The organism is Mycobacterium sp. SMC-13, assembly GCF_045311035.1.
Classification (GTDB): Bacteria; Actinomycetota; Actinomycetes; order Mycobacteriales; family Mycobacteriaceae; genus Mycobacterium.
The window spans coordinates 1-13,879 of record NZ_JBJIAI010000009.1; the positions used below are offsets into that span (position 1 = coordinate 1).

The 13,879-nt window shown below is 65.6% G+C and carries 15 protein-coding genes; 3 read left to right on the forward strand and 12 right to left on the reverse strand.

From position 1 onward, the window contains the following. Positions 1 to 13: 13 nt before the first annotated feature. The 6 genes from ACJH6I_RS14770 to ACJH6I_RS14795 form a co-directional block, all read right to left on the reverse strand. On the reverse strand, positions 14 to 199 hold the full coding sequence (locus ACJH6I_RS14770) for a hypothetical protein (protein ID WP_406784241.1): 186 nt from the start codon (positions 197 to 199) through the stop codon (positions 14 to 16). Beyond that, positions 196 to 1,227 (reverse strand): Acg family FMN-binding oxidoreductase, encoded by a 1,032-nt coding sequence (locus ACJH6I_RS14775; RefSeq protein WP_135356001.1) that lies wholly within the window; start codon positions 1,225 to 1,227, stop codon positions 196 to 198. The genes ACJH6I_RS14770 and ACJH6I_RS14775 overlap by 4 nt, the downstream gene beginning before the upstream one ends. Positions 1,228 to 1,446: 219 nt before the next feature. Next, the gene (locus tag ACJH6I_RS14780; protein WP_406784275.1) at positions 1,447 to 3,159 is read right to left on the reverse strand and encodes a GAF domain-containing protein; all 1,713 of its coding nucleotides are present in this window, start codon (positions 3,157 to 3,159) and stop codon (positions 1,447 to 1,449) included. A 48-nt stretch (positions 3,160 to 3,207) separates the two neighbouring features. Beyond that, complete coding sequence (gene dosR / locus ACJH6I_RS14785; RefSeq protein ID WP_135355999.1) at positions 3,208 to 3,855, reverse strand: hypoxia response regulator transcription factor DosR/DevR; 648 nt, start codon at positions 3,853 to 3,855, stop codon at positions 3,208 to 3,210. A gap of 75 nt (positions 3,856 to 3,930) precedes the next feature. Next, positions 3,931 to 4,755 (reverse strand): universal stress protein, encoded by an 825-nt coding sequence (locus tag ACJH6I_RS14790; protein ID WP_406784242.1) that lies wholly within the window; start codon positions 4,753 to 4,755, stop codon positions 3,931 to 3,933. Positions 4,756 to 5,044: 289 nt separating this feature from the next. Further along, positions 5,045 to 6,043 (reverse strand): Acg family FMN-binding oxidoreductase, encoded by a 999-nt coding sequence (locus ACJH6I_RS14795; RefSeq protein ID WP_318985109.1) that lies wholly within the window; start codon positions 6,041 to 6,043, stop codon positions 5,045 to 5,047. 233 nt (positions 6,044 to 6,276) lie between these two features. Here ACJH6I_RS14795 and ACJH6I_RS14800 point away from each other — a divergent pair, with 233 nt between their 5' ends. After that, positions 6,277 to 7,161, forward strand: coding sequence for a universal stress protein (locus ACJH6I_RS14800; protein WP_318984903.1), 885 nt, complete (start codon positions 6,277 to 6,279; stop codon positions 7,159 to 7,161). A gap of 56 nt (positions 7,162 to 7,217) precedes the next feature. Then, positions 7,218 to 7,463, forward strand: coding sequence for a three-helix bundle dimerization domain-containing protein (locus ACJH6I_RS14805; RefSeq protein WP_406784243.1), 246 nt, complete (start codon positions 7,218 to 7,220; stop codon positions 7,461 to 7,463). Here the strand turns inward: ACJH6I_RS14805 and ACJH6I_RS14810 are convergent. Genes ACJH6I_RS14810 through ACJH6I_RS14825 form a run of 4 tightly spaced genes read right to left on the reverse strand, consistent with a single transcriptional unit; the run spans position 7,460 to position 11,419 of the window. After that, positions 7,460 to 8,455 (reverse strand): NAD(P)H-quinone oxidoreductase, encoded by a 996-nt coding sequence (locus ACJH6I_RS14810; protein WP_318984905.1) that lies wholly within the window; start codon positions 8,453 to 8,455, stop codon positions 7,460 to 7,462. The two genes, ACJH6I_RS14805 and ACJH6I_RS14810, sit on opposite strands and share 4 nt — an antisense overlap. Positions 8,456 to 8,457: 2 nt before the next feature. Next, entirely contained in the window at positions 8,458 to 9,297 is an 840-nt protein-coding gene (locus tag ACJH6I_RS14815; protein ID WP_318984906.1) for an oxidoreductase, read from the reverse strand. A gap of 44 nt (positions 9,298 to 9,341) precedes the next feature. Next, positions 9,342 to 10,397, reverse strand: coding sequence for an AraC family transcriptional regulator (locus tag ACJH6I_RS14820; RefSeq protein WP_318984907.1), 1,056 nt, complete (start codon positions 10,395 to 10,397; stop codon positions 9,342 to 9,344). Next, positions 10,394 to 11,419 (reverse strand): AraC family transcriptional regulator, encoded by a 1,026-nt coding sequence (locus tag ACJH6I_RS14825; RefSeq protein WP_318984908.1) that lies wholly within the window; start codon positions 11,417 to 11,419, stop codon positions 10,394 to 10,396. Before ACJH6I_RS14825 ends, ACJH6I_RS14820 begins: the two co-directional genes overlap by 4 nt. 153 nt (positions 11,420 to 11,572) lie before the next feature. On the opposite strand from ACJH6I_RS14825, the gene ACJH6I_RS14830 reads away from it, so the two are divergent. Further along, the gene (locus ACJH6I_RS14830) at positions 11,573 to 12,265 is read left to right on the forward strand and encodes a type 1 glutamine amidotransferase domain-containing protein (RefSeq protein WP_318984909.1); all 693 of its coding nucleotides are present in this window, start codon (positions 11,573 to 11,575) and stop codon (positions 12,263 to 12,265) included. A gap of 126 nt (positions 12,266 to 12,391) precedes the next feature. Here ACJH6I_RS14830 and ACJH6I_RS14835 read toward each other — a convergent pair whose 3' ends face one another. Next, positions 12,392 to 12,829 carry a nitroreductase family deazaflavin-dependent oxidoreductase gene (locus ACJH6I_RS14835; RefSeq protein ID WP_318984910.1) on the reverse strand — a complete coding sequence of 146 codons (438 nt, stop codon included), beginning with the start codon at positions 12,827 to 12,829 and terminating at the stop codon, positions 12,392 to 12,394. Between the two features lie 67 nt (positions 12,830 to 12,896). Then, the gene (locus tag ACJH6I_RS14840; RefSeq protein ID WP_318984911.1) at positions 12,897 to 13,862 is read right to left on the reverse strand and encodes an alpha/beta hydrolase; all 966 of its coding nucleotides are present in this window, start codon (positions 13,860 to 13,862) and stop codon (positions 12,897 to 12,899) included. Positions 13,863 to 13,879: the final 17 nt, after the last annotated feature.

Here is a 13,879-nt window from a genome sequence, read left to right on the forward strand (position 1 = left end):
GAATTCGAAGCAATCATGACCACACCGGCCAGTCAGGCCGCGTGACCGAAACTGTCACCTGATCGTGCAGCAGACCCTTGTCCCCGAACGTGTGCAGCAGTGTCTTGACGTAATCGGCCCGGGTGACGAGTGAAGCGGCCGCGACGACGAGGTAGGGCCCGAGCACCCGGGCGAACATCCGGGTGCGGTGCGCGATCATCGATCCGCCTCCTCGTCGCCAGCTGCCTGTGAGCCCATCGCCGGGTCGTCTTCGTGCAGAAGGGAAATGACGTCCGTCAGCGCTCGGCGCGGGGTCGCGGGCAGCGGATCGGCGTTGAGGGGTGCCCAGCCGACCCGGATGAGCATCTGCGGGAACAACTCGTCGCCGAAAACGTCCGACCGGACGATGGCTCGGCACGCGGGATTCTCCAATGCCTCTGTGACAGGGCACGTGGACAGTCCCTGTGCGGTGGCAGTCAGCAGAACTGCGCTCGTTGCTTCGCCGGCCCGCAGTCGATCGATCGGAGCGTCGGTCGTGGTGCCGAGCGCCAGTAGCGAACCGTTGTCATCGGTGGCCGTCGTACCTGCGGCCTGGTTGAGCACGGGTCCGGCGAAGATGCGGCTGGGCAGCGCGGCGCTGTGGTCGGGTGTGGGCGTACTTCGAGCGGGCACTCCGGCGACGGACGCGTAGCGCCCGCTCCAGACCGTCAGTTCGGTGAGATAGTCCGGATCGTGCACATGATGCGAAACAGCTTGGCGCAGTGCACTTGTGAGGACGTCATTGAGCTTCACCCGGCGGAGTCCGATGCCCAGACGGGCGGCACGCGCGGTCATCAGAGCGATGTCGCCGAGTGGCACGGGCCAGCCGCTGTAGTAGCGCCTGTCGGTTCTGCGCCGCGGAATCGCGGCGGCGAGCGCGATGTCGGGTTGCTCCGGGGTGCAGGGCGTCAACTCGATCGCGGCGAGATGATCGGGTTCGGCCGGGTTGGGGAATCTGCGCACCGCCGGCTGCCAGCCCAGCGCGTGGAAGGCCACGGTCGCGTGGTGCAGGGCCGCACCGCAACTGATCAACAGGTCGCGTCCGTCTGGGTCGGTATGAATCAGGTGCAGTGACGACTCCGCATACAGGTGCACACTGTTCGAGCCGATCCGCCACCGCCACGGCTGCGTGTTGTGGACCGAGGGGGCACGCGTTGCCAGCGCCATGGCTGCGCAAATCGTCTGATGATCGGGGAACGTCTCGGACATCTGATTCACCTCGCAAGACCTGTCGTCGAGATCGACGCGGAGCGATTCAGGTCGCGCCCACTGCTCGTTTCTCATACGACGATCCTGCAGGTGGCCCGACACGAGCGACAGAGCATTACGTCACTTGCCGTAGGGCCTTTGCCGACGAGCGCGTGCGGTGGAGCGGGCCTGTCTTCGTTGGCGGCCAAGGGCATTGGTCCTCGACGGCTGACTCGCCCGTCAGGGCAGCGGCGCCCACCACCGCAGGACTGTGCCGGCGTCGACGCCGGGTTCGAGGGTCATGTCGCCGCCGGTGTCCTGCGCCCGTCGGCGAAGGTTCGCGAGGCCACTTTCGGTGATTCCGTCGGGCAGTCCCTGACCGTTGTCGGTGACCTCGATCCGCAAGTCGTTGTCGACGTTGACGGTGACGCTGACGGCGCTGGCCTTGCCGTGACGCACGGCGTTGCTCACCGCTTCCCGGACGACGGCCTCGGCGTGATCGGCCAGGTCTGGCTCGATGACCGATAGCGGGCCGTCGTAGCGGACCGTGGTGTGCAGTTCGTGGCTGGAGAATGAGGCGACAGCGGCATCGAGGCGCTGACGTAACCGGGTGGTGGAGGCGGTGCTGCCGTGCAGATCGAAGATCGCCGTGCGGATTTCGGTGATCACTTCCTGGAGGTCGTCGACGCAGTCGGTGATGCGCCGCTGCACATCGCTGGATTTGGCGCGTGGGATCGCGCCCTGGAGCGTGAGACCGACCGCGAACAGTCGCTGGATGACGTGATCGTGCAAGTCGCGGGCAATGCGGTCGCGATCTGCCAGCACGTCCAGCTCGCGCTTCTGACGCTGGCTGGCGGCGAGCTGCCAAGCCAGCGCGGCCTGGTCGGCGAACGCGGCCATCGTGTCCAGCTGATCCGGAGTGAAGTCCGGCCGGCCCGCACGCCGCAGCACGAGCAGCACGCCGATGACGCTCTCGGTGGTGCGCAGGGGCAGCACCAGTGCCGACGCCATGTCGGCCGATATCTCTTCGGGCAACTCCGCGGCCCGGCAGATCAGGGGCGTCCGATCGTGAAACGCCCGGCCGATGGGTCCGTCGGCCCCCGGAGCCTCCAGCGATGATGCGCGGACATCGCCGACGACGTCGATGACCTGCAGTTCGGTGATCTCGCTGGTCGGCGCATCGTCGTCCTCGGGAACCGCGATCAGCGTCGCATCCGCGTCTGTCAGGGAGCGTGCTTCCGCTGCGATCTGGCGGAACACCCGCGACGGCTCGGTTCCGGAGAGCAGGGCGGTACCGATATCGCGGGTGGCCTCGATCCAGGCCTGGCGTTGCTGCGACTGGCGGTAGAGCCGTGCGTTGTCGATGGCGATGCCGGCCGCCGCGGCCAGTGCCTGTGCGAGAACTTCGTCGTCTTCGCTGAAGGGCTGCCCGGACGCCTTCTCTGTCAGATACAGGTTGCCGAAGACTTCGTCGCGGATGCGCACCGGTACACCGAGGAACGTACGCATGGGTGGGTGGTTCTCGGGAAACCCCACCGAGGCAGGGTGGGTACGAATGTCTTCCAGCCGAATGGGTTTCGGCTCATCGATCAGTACGCCGAGCACGCCGCGCCCTTGGGGAAGCGGGCCGATCTTGCAACGAGTTTCCTCGTCGATGCCCTCGTAGACGAATTCGACGAGCTCGTGGTCGGTGCCCCGGACCCCGAGAGCGCCGTACCGGGCGTCGATCAGCTCGATCGCGGTGTGCACGATGGTGCGCAGCGTCTCGTCCAGTTCCAGACCGGACGTGACCGTGAGCATCGCCTCGACCAGACCGTCGAGCCGGTCACGGCCCTCGATGATCTGTTCGACGCGGTCCTGGACTTCACTGAGAAGCTCACGCAGCCGGAGTCCCGATAGCGGCGCTCGCAGCGGATGGCCGGCGCTGCTGTCTTCGCTTGTCACATCGGTGATTCTGCCATCGCGGCAGTCGCGCGCCAGGAATTTGACGCCGCGGGCATATCAGTCGTCAGTGCGCCGCGGCCGGTCCAGCTTCGACACGAACACCGCGGCCTGGGTTCGACGTTCCATGCCGAGTTTGGCGAGGAGGCGCGACACGTAGTTCTTGACCGTCTTCTCCGCCAGGAACATTCGGGCGGCAATCTGCTTGTTGGTCAAGCCCTCACCGAGCAGATCCAACAGCACCCGTTCCTGATCGGTCAGGCCCGAAAGCGGGTCGGAGCGCTCGGCGGCGTTGCGCAGCTTCGCCATCAACGCCGCGGCGGCACGATTGTCCAGCAGGGACCGTCCGGCGCCGACGGCCTTGATCGCCTCGGCCAGTTCCATGCCTTTGATGTCCTTGATGACATATCCGCTCGCGCCGGCCAGGACGGCGTCGAGCATGGCCTCGTCAGAGGTGAACGACGTCAACATCAGACACCGCAGGTCGGGCAGCCGCGACAGCAGATCGCGGCACAGCTCGATGCCGTTGCCGTCCGGCAGACGCACATCGAGGACGGCGACATCGGGTCTGAGCGCGGGAATCTGCGCCATGGCATGCGCCACGGTGCCGGCCTCGCCGATGACCTGCAAATCCGGGTCCGCACTCAACAGGTCGATGAGTCCACGGCGCACGACTTCATGGTCATCGACGAGGAATACTGTGACCATTCGTGTGCCCTTCTGCGCGCCGCCGGCGTGCTTTCAGTGATGATGTCCTGCCCATGACGATAGGCCAGGCTCCGGCTACAGACGCTGATTATGTTGGCAAATCAGTGCCGTGCAGTTCACCTGGGGCGAGGTCGAGCGTGCGGTTCCCACGATCTCACCCATCCCGGGCCTGCGATGCCTGCCGATCACCAGCAACTGGATCGAATCGGCCTGGCGATCAAGATAATTGATCGTGGAACCACGGATTGCGACGGGGTTGAACTCGACGTCCGGGTTGGCCAGTCGGTGCCGGGCCAGACGTTTGTCCAGACGTGCCTGCACGCCGTCGTCCTGCACTTTGTCCCGACCGTCCGACGGTGCGTTCTGTCGCGCCGCGAGCACCGTCAGGGGCGCTTGGCGCAGCCGGGCCTCGCTGATCCCGGTCTCGAGAACGACGGTGCTGTCCGGACTTTCATCGACTTCGACGACGACATGCCGGGGCTGCATCACCCCATGGTGGTTGCCGCCGCGGACGATGGCCACCGGGCACGGCGCGGACGTGGCCAATGTCGCCGCGGTGGAACCGAGTCGGTGCCCTGTGGCATGCGCGATGCCGAGCGAGCCGAGACACAGCAGATCAGCAGATCGGCTGGCGTCCAACAGGACGCGGGAGGGATGCCCTTGCAGTACTTCCCATTCGACTTTGACCGGCTTCTTGGTGGACTCGACCGCGACCAGCGCGCGCCGTACGGAGACGTCCGCGCACGCCAGGTCTTGAGCTTCCTGCTGCGGATCGACGGCACCATGGCCGCGTGGCTCGACCACGTAGAGCAGGCGCAGGGGCACATCGCGGCTGACGGCTTCATCGACCGCCCACAAGGCAGCGTCGACCGACCACCGCGAGCCGTCGATGCCGACCACGACGGCCGATGACGGTGAAGCTGACTTGTACATCTTCACACCCTTCTGACATCCCCGAGCTGAGTATTCGTCGACGGTAGGTGCGGTGACCGTGTCCGCGGCAGGGGCATTGGTCCCTAGTTGCCTGACCGTGGGTCCATGTGCCCTATGAGCGGGCTGGCGACTTGTCATCGTCGACGATATGAAGAAGCAACTGGCAACGGGTGTAGCGCTTGCGGCTGCACTGTGCGTAGCGGGCCGACTGTATCGCAAGTGGGCGGCCGCCAGGCGCACATCCAGCGCTCCGCCATCACTTCCGGTCATCAGAGCCATGTGGCCGGAAGCGGAAAACATCCGCCAGCTGGCGTCGCGGTGTCGGTGGCGGGACGTCCTCCAGGGCTGGGGCGGTGCCGATGCGGACCAAAACCTGGGGCAGGGGATGGCCGGTGAGCGCGCTGATGATGTCGCAGGTGGCCGGGTGCTCCGTCAGGTGGGTGAGCGTGCAACTGGCTAGGCCCGCGACGGTGGCTTCGAGCAGCACTGCCGACAACGTCTCGCCGCACGCCAAGATGTCCTCGCGCGTATCGCCGAGTGCGGAGATGACCACCACGGTGGCCTGGTCATCGCCGGCATGTTGGCGACGCTCGCGGACATGGGAAACCGGGAACGAGCGTCCGATGTCAACCCGATCACCTTCTGCAGCCGACAACAACGCACTGTGTGGAATACCGGTTGTACTCTCAAAAGACGAAGTCCACCAGTCCAATTCGGCGTGATACGCGGCGTCGTACATCCGTAGCGCATCGGTGAGATGTGAGGCCTGGGCTACTTCGGTGCGTTGTCGGGCGGTCAGGACGTCAACCTGTGCCGGGTGATTCACCGTTGCCAGCCGCAGCATTTCGACCAACGCGGGCCGGTCTGTCACTGCGCCGAACGGAAGTCGATCGGATCGCCGGCACAATATCGCGTCTGCTGCCCGTCGCTGTGCCGGTGTGACGCCGGCGGCCGACTGGAAGCGGATGTCGGCGAGGTGCCGGTGGTTCTCGGGGTCGGGAAAGCGCTCGACCTTGGTGGTCCAGCCAGTTGCGGCCATCGCCACGCGGAGATGGTCCAAGGCCGCGCCGCAGCTCAACAGTGCCTGGCGGCCTGAACCGTCGGTGGTAACCAGCCAGCCGGCGTCGAGATACAGCTTCAGCGTGGCGGATTCGAGCACCCAATTCCACGGCTGGCTGTTGTGGATCGACGGCGCTCTGCAGGCCAGAAGTACCGCATCTTCGATTTCCGCGAGGGAAATAGTGGCTTTCGTCATGCGGCGTCCTTCTCGACAACAGCGAGGTGCACCTTGAAGCCTGCGACGGTTCGGACGCTTCGCACAGGGTCGGAAGTCATCATTACCTCGCCCGTTGGCGGTCAAGCACGTCATCGGGTGTCGACAGAGCACTTTTCGGATCCCGCGAGGACCTTCGACACTATGCCGTGTTCGAGCAGTGCGGTCAGATGTCATCGGAGAGCTGCATGACCACTACGGCACAAGGACCTTTGATGAACATCCAAGCCCCGGTCAACCCGGTCGTCGTCGGCATCGACGGTTCCAAACATGCGGTGCGCGCTGCGCGCTGGGCCGCACTCGAGGCGGCGAGCCGGGACACCACGTTGCGGCTGGTCTACGTCATCGACTCGGATCATGCCGACAGCCAGGAGAGCATCGACCGCGCTCAGCACGCGTTGCACAAGGCGTGGAAAGCCGTGACCGCTACACGCGTCGACGTGAAGCTCGAATCAGAGATTCTCTCGGGCAGCCCGGCTGAATGCCTTGCCGATGAGTCCCGCCAGGCGGCTGTGGTGTGCGTCGGCGACCGCGGAACACATGACACGCCTGATGCTCCGCGCGGATCGACGGCTGTTGAGGTGGCCCGGAGCGCGCCAGGCTCGGTCGCGATCATCCGGCGGAAACATCGCGAGTTCGACCATCGCAAGTGGATCGTGGCCGTCCTGGACGAATCAGCCTCTGCCGCAGCCGTATTGAAGGCTGCCGAGTCTGATTCGGCATGGCGTGATGCGCCGATTCTGATGCTGGAGCCCTGGTCGCATTCGGGTGAGCCGGTCGATCTCAGAAATCCGGTGCACGCCGCTCTGGAGCGGTATTTGAGGGCCGCGGACAACAGTTACCTCGAGTCGGTCACCCTCGCGATGCCGGGGCATCTGAGCAACTTGCTTCGGCAGAGTGCATGCATCGACCAGCTTGTCATCGTGCCGGGAGACGACCGGGACTTGGTTGCGGAACTGACCAGCGACGAAATGCGCGAGACCTTGAAAGGTTCGGACTGCACACTGTTGTTCGTCCGGCCGGCCTACCGCCCATCACGTGGCAATGGAACAGCTTGCCACCAGAGTTCGACCGAGCTGCTGACGGTAGGGCAGTCATGACCCAGGTGCTGCATGAGCCGATCCGGCGCACCCAGTCGGCAACCAGACAAGGGTCGGTGGCGACCGAATTCGGGACGCGGCAGTCCCGTGACACCGCGGGTACGGACTGGATTGCCCACGTTGCGGCGAAACTCGCTCTTCGCGAGGGGCGCCACGATACCGCGCGGGATGCGGAGATCGCGAGCTGGTGCCGGGAGACTGCGATGCAGTTCGCGGATGCCTGCATTCAAGCGTTCGTCCCACTGTTGGTCGAGCGAATCGTCGCCGACCGCATTCGGCGTGGCAGTGATTTGGGCTGCTAGTCGGCATCCCGGACGGTCAGCAGCACCTTTCCGACGCTCTTGTCGGAGTCGAGCAGGCGGTGCGCCTCAGGGGCGTCGGTGATCGGCACCTCCGCCGCGACGACAGGCACCACCGCTCCGGCGTCGATCAGTGGCCACAGATGCTGCCGCAGCGCGCTGATGATCTCGGCTTTGGAGCCGGGGCCTTCCTCCGGCCGGCGGCGCAGGTTCGTCACATGTACCGATCCTCGTTTGAACAGCAGCGTGCCGAGATTCAGTTCGGCGACGGCGCCACCCTGTAAGCCGATGATGGTCAGGTGGCCGTTCTCGGCGAGGGCGTCGACATTCTTGCCGAGGTAACTGCCGCCCATGATGTCGAGAATGACGTCGGCGCCACAGTATTCGGCGTTGACCACCGCCGGGAAATCCTGGTCGCGATAGTTGATCAACGTCTGCGCGCCGAGTTCGCGGCAGGCGTCCAGCTTGAATTGTGTGCCGGCCGTCACCGCCACGTTGGCCCCGAGTGCGCGGCCGACTTGTATTGCGTGCGTGCCGATTCCGCTGCCGCCGCCGTGGATCAGCAGAGTCTGCCCGCTCTGCAGGCCTCCGGTCATGACGACGTTCGACCACACGGTGGCCGCAGTTTCCGGCAGCGCCGCGGCGGCGATGACGCTCACGCCCTGCGGCACGGGCAGCACATGACTGGCGGCGACGTTGACGCGTTCGGCGTACCCGCCTGCGGCGAGCAGAGCGCACACCGCATCACCGGGTGCCCAATCCTGCACTCCGGCACCGACTTCGGCGATGTAGCCGGAAACCTCGAGGCCCGGGATGTCGCTGGCGCCCGGTGGGGGCGGGTAGAAGCCCATGCGCTGCATGACGTCGGCGCGGTTGACGCCGGCCGCCACAACGTCGATGGCCACCTGACCGGGCCCGGGCGCAGGAAGGTCGTCGACCTTGGCCCACTCCATCACCTCGGGCTCACCGTGGCCGTTGAGAGTTGTCGCGTACATACTTATTTACCTCCAGGGACGGGGAATTGGGTGCGCATGGCAAGGTCCCAGAACTTGTCCGGGGTCAGTTGGCGTTGCAGTATGCTCAGCGTTGCGCTGGGTGTGACGGTGTAACGGGCCTTCGGCCGTTTGGCTTCGATGGCCTTGCGGACCACCTCGGCGACCGAATCCGGGTTGCCGCCCAGGAACTTCGCGATACTGCCGGCGTAGATGTCGGCGGTGACAGTGCCGACCCGGGAATTGAATTCGGCGTACGGTCCGTCGTTCAGGCCGTCGACCGACCCGACGGCGGTGTCGGCGAAACCTGTGGTGATCAGCCCGGGTTCGATGAGCACAATCTGGACGCCAAACCCCTGGACCTCGAACCGCATGGCGTCGGAGATGGCTTCGACGGCGTACTTGGTGGCGTGGTAGATGCCCCCGCCGGGGAAGGTGAGCTTCCCGCCCATCGACCCGATGTTGATGATGCGTCCGCTGCCGGCCGTGCGCATGCCCGGCAGCACCAGTTGACTCATCCTGATGAGCCCGAACACATTGGTTTCGAACTGTTTTCGGATGTTGTCGAGCGGAATCGACTCCACGGCGCCGGATTGTGAGTAGCCCGCGTTGTTCACCAGGACGTCGATCGAGCCGGCTTCGTCCTCCACGGCGGCCACCGCGGCGGCCATCGACTCTTCGTTGGTGACGTCGAGCGCCAGGGTGTGGCATCCCTTGCCTGCCAGCGCCTTCAGTGTCTCCGGACGCCGGGCCGTGGCATAGACAGTGTGGCCGTGTGCCACCAGATCGGCCGCGGTCGCCTCGCCGATGCCGCTCGAACAACCGGTGATGAGTACAACGGACATGCGTTCCTCCTTGGTTGGTTGTGATTGACGGACTGTGGTCGGGGTTATCGCCCGGTACTTCTCGTGGGTCTGTTCGGGTAGGTCTTCCGGCGTGCCAGGTAAGCCCGCGGGCTGGAGCCGTTCCAGCGGTGGAAGGCGTGGGAGAAATTGCTGACATCGGTGTAGCCCAGCCGGTTGGACACCTGCTCGACCGTCATGCCGCTCTGCAACAACTCCGTCCCGAGGTGGTGACGCACTTCGTCGAGCAGTTTCCGGAACGACGTGCCCTCGGCCTCCAATTGGCGGCGCAGCGTTCGGGTACTGCACGAGAGTCGGTCCGCCACCTGGGCCAGGCTCGGCGGGTTGGCTGGGTCGGCCAGCAGCAGGTCACGGACCAGGCCGGCCCGGCCGGTACGGGCTTCCCGCTGTTCGAGCAGCATCCGGCACTGCTGCTCGGTGAGCTTGGCGGTGTGGCTACTGGCTTGCGGCAGAGGAATGTTCAGCAAGCCGGACTCGATGGTGACCGATGTTTCGGTGTCATCGAATTCCGGCGTCGAGCCGAACATGTCTTCATAGAACGTCACGGCTGGCCCCGGATCGGGGAGGGCGAAGCTGATGCGGCTCGGCGGCGGGGTGGCGCCCAGAATTTCCTGGTACAGGTTGGGGATGGCCGCTGCGTCGCGCTCCAGGACGAACCTGCGGATCGGTGCCGGCACGGCCCGGGCGTCGATCACGATCGTCAGATCGTCACCGTGTCGGCGGGTCTCGAAAGTGCAGAAGGCGTAACTCAATTGGACGAATCGCACAGCGACATCGATCGCCTCACCCAAGGTCGGACTGGTCAGGATGGCGAATCCCCACAGCCCGAACGCCGTGACCGGGTACCGGGCCGCCGCTTGCAGGCCGAGGCCGGGCTGATCACCCAACGCGGCAACGATATTGGTGATGGCCCTGAGTTCCTGCTGCGCGGTGACCTCGGCATCGGGAACGCGAATCGCCGCGGGCGGGATCCTGGTGCCGGCGAGGCATTGCTGCGCGGTCAAGCCGAAGTCGGCGGCCCAGTCGAGCATCACCGTCAAGCTCGCGGCAGACCGGTTGGAGTGCAGGTCAAGCGTCGTCATCGGTCGCGCAATCGCTCGCGGTACTCGCGGGGCCCGACGCCCTTCCACCGGCGGAACGCCTGCGTGAAGCTGGAGGTCTGCGAATAGCCGAGGCGGTCGGCTATTTCGGCAACGGGCATCCCGCTCGCGACCAGTTCCTCGGCGAGTGCCTCACGGGTTTCCTCCTGCAGATCGCGCAGCGACACCCCCTCCTGAGCGAGGTGCCGGCGTAGCGTGCGCGCGCTGACAGTCAGCTGCCGTGCGGCCTCGTCGAGTGTCAGCACGGGCGCCGGACTCGACAGCATCATGTCGCGCAGGAGGCCCGCGACACCGGCACGCGCAGACCGCTGTCGCAGCAGTTCGATGGCTTGCTTCTCGGCCATCGAGCGCGCGTACTGGTTCGCCTGGGGCAGTGGTTTGTTCAACGCGTCGAGGCTGACGATGAGGCAGTTCTGCGGTGCGCCGAACTCGGGCTCGACGCCGAAGATGTCGACGTACTTCCGCACGATGTCGTCCGCGGGCCGCTCGGTGGTGTACGCGACCTGCAGCTGGGCGTCCGATGACATGAGCAGGTCACGCTGCAGCGTCTGGATACCGGTGCTGTCGCGCTCGACGGCGAACTGACGCAGGTCGGACGGCAGGTGGGACGGGTCGAGAATCAGCCGGCCGTAGCCGTCCGTCATGTCGGGCGACACCGTGAGCCGGCACAGGCAGAAACTGAGCGCAGCCAGCGATACGCCCACCTGCATCGCCTCGCCCAACGTGCGCGAGCTCATCAACGCCAGGCCCCAGATTCCGGGCGAGGCGGCATGGCAGCGCAGCCCGGCTTCGATGCCGAGGCCGGGGACATCAAGGGCGCCAAGCATATTGGTGATGATCTGGATCTCGTCGCGCAGATGTACTTCGGCGTCCAGGTCATCGAGGGCGGAGCGGGTCAGCGACGTGCCATGCAGTGATGCGGTGGCGGGCATTCCGTGTTCGGTCGCGAGGTCGACGAGCAGAGCCACCCCCGCCGGTGAGCGGAGAACATCGTGCGTACTCACATGCTCCTCATTCGGCCGAATCCGATTGCTGTCACCCTGCGGTACCGAGCCTAGGGGCCGAGCCGTCTCACGCAATAGGTGATGAATGGCCAACAAGTTGTGAGAAGTGGCCAACTCGTAGCGCCGCATTCCCGCCTGCGGAATTCTTGCCGTATGACCAAGCGCATCCTGAACGTCGTCACCAACGTCTCGCACTACGAGGACCCGTCCGAGCCGACCGGCTTGTGGCTGTCGGAGCTGACGCATGCCTACCACGTCTTCGCCGAGGCCGGCTACGAGCAGACCATCGTCAGCCCCCAGGGTGGGCTCTCGCCGCTGGAGCCGCGGTCGCTGAAGTTCCCCAACTTCGACAAGAGCGCCAAAGCCTGGAAAGCCGACGCCGCCAAGATGGCGCTGCTGGCCGACACCGCCGCGCCGGCGGACATCGACTCGGCGGATTTCGACGCCATCTACTTCACCGGCGGCCACGCGGTGATGTTCGACTTCCCGGACAGCGAAGGACTGCAACGTATCTCACGGGAAATCTTCGAACGCGGGGGAGTCGTGTCCTCGGTCTGCCACGGCTACGCCGGGCTGCTGAACACCACGCTTTCGGACGGCTCGCTGCTCGTGGCGGGCCGCAAACTCACCGGCTTCTCCTGGACCGAGGAAGTCGTGGCCCGCGTCGACAAGCTGGTGCCCTACAACGTCGAAGAAGAAATGAAGAAGCGCGGCGCACTCTACGAAAAGGGGCTCATTCCCTTCGCTTCGTACGTCGTTGCCGACGGTCGCCTCGTGACCGGGCAGAACCCCGGCTCCGCGAAAGCCACGGCCAAGAAGGTCGTCGAAGTCCTCGGGCGCGGCTAGGGGCGCGCCGAGCCGGGCAGATTCGGGTCGAGGGTGCGCACAGATCGTCAGATCCGTGGTTGAGAGGCGCTGATCGCACAGTCGCGGCCAGATACCCGGTCGCGCCGAAAACGATGATCTGGTTGGTCATCTCGGCTCGCAGATCACGACCGGTATGTCCCGGCTGGTCCGTCGTTGGTAGTCGGCGTAGCCCCGGTAGGCGGACACGATCTTCGGCCACAGCTCGGCCTTTTCTGCGGCTGTTGCGGTGCGCGCAGACATCTGCCGGCGCTGTCCGTCTATCACGATCTCGCACTCGGGGTTGGCCTGGAGGTTGCGGTACCAGTCCGGGTTGCGGTCGTCGCCGCCCTTGGAGGCGACGAGCACGACCTGACCCGAATTGTGCACGGGCGACGTCAGATAGCAGGACCGCGGCAGCCCGGACTTGCGACCTGTCGTATGCAACTCCACCAGCGCCATGCCGAAGGGCTTGGCCAACAGCCTGTTTCCGCTGAGGGTCAGGATCAGCCGGTGTGCGCGGTTCATTAGCTTGGCACCGGCGTCACTCAACGTGTTGCTGGTCATTTGACTCCTGGGATCCGGCGCAGCAGCGCGGTGCGGGCGCCGGCCACGGGCGGAGACGCGAATGTCGTCATGGTGTCTGCTCCTGCAGTGCGGTGCGCAGCGTGTCCTGCGCGAGTTTGATTGCGGCAGTGGCCGCGTGAGTCGAACGGAGTGCATTGAGCATCATGAAGTCGTGGATGATGCCGCCGAACCGCACCTGCACGACAGGCACACCGGCCTCGCGCAGTTTCGCGGCGTAGGCCTCGCCGCCGTCGCGCAGGACGTCAGCCTCGGCAGTGATCACCAGAGCCGGTGGTAGACCTTCGAGCTGCTCGACGGTGGCACGCAACGGTGACGCGTGGATCTCATCGCGTTGCGCGTCGTTCTCGGTGTACTGATCCCAGAACCACTTCATGCCCTCGCGGCTCAGGAAGTAGTGTTCGGCGAACTGGTGATACGACGGCGTGTCGAAGTCCGCCGCGGTGACGGGGTAGAGCAGCACCTGGTGGCAGATCGTCACGTCGCCCCGGTCCTTGGCCATGAGCGTGAGCACGGCGGCCATGTCGCCACCCACCGAATCGCCGGACACCGCGAATCGCGAAGAATCCAAGCCTTTTTCGGCGCCGTGGGCGAAGACCCATTGTGCGGCGGCGTAGTTCTGCTCGATGGCGGTCGGATACTTGGCTTCGGGGGACAGGTCGTACTCGGGGAACACCACGGCGGCGTCGGCGCCGACGGCCAGTTCCCGGACCAGGCGGTCGTGCGTGTGGGCGTTGCCGAATACCCAGCCCGCGCCATGGATGTAGAAGATCACCGGCAGGGGGCCGGTGGTCCCGGCGGGCTTGACGATGCGGACCTGCACCGAGCCCGTGGGTCCGCCCTCGACGGTGATCCACTCGTCGTCGACGTCGGGCATCTGGACTGCGCCGGACTGCACCTCGTCGACCGTCTTGCGGCCTTCGGCCGGCGGCAGCTGGTAGGGGAATGGCGGTGTGTCGGTGGCCTGGCAGAAGGCGAGGGCCTCGGGCTCGAGCACCGGCTTGATGTCGGTCATGGTTGTCTCCTCATGCT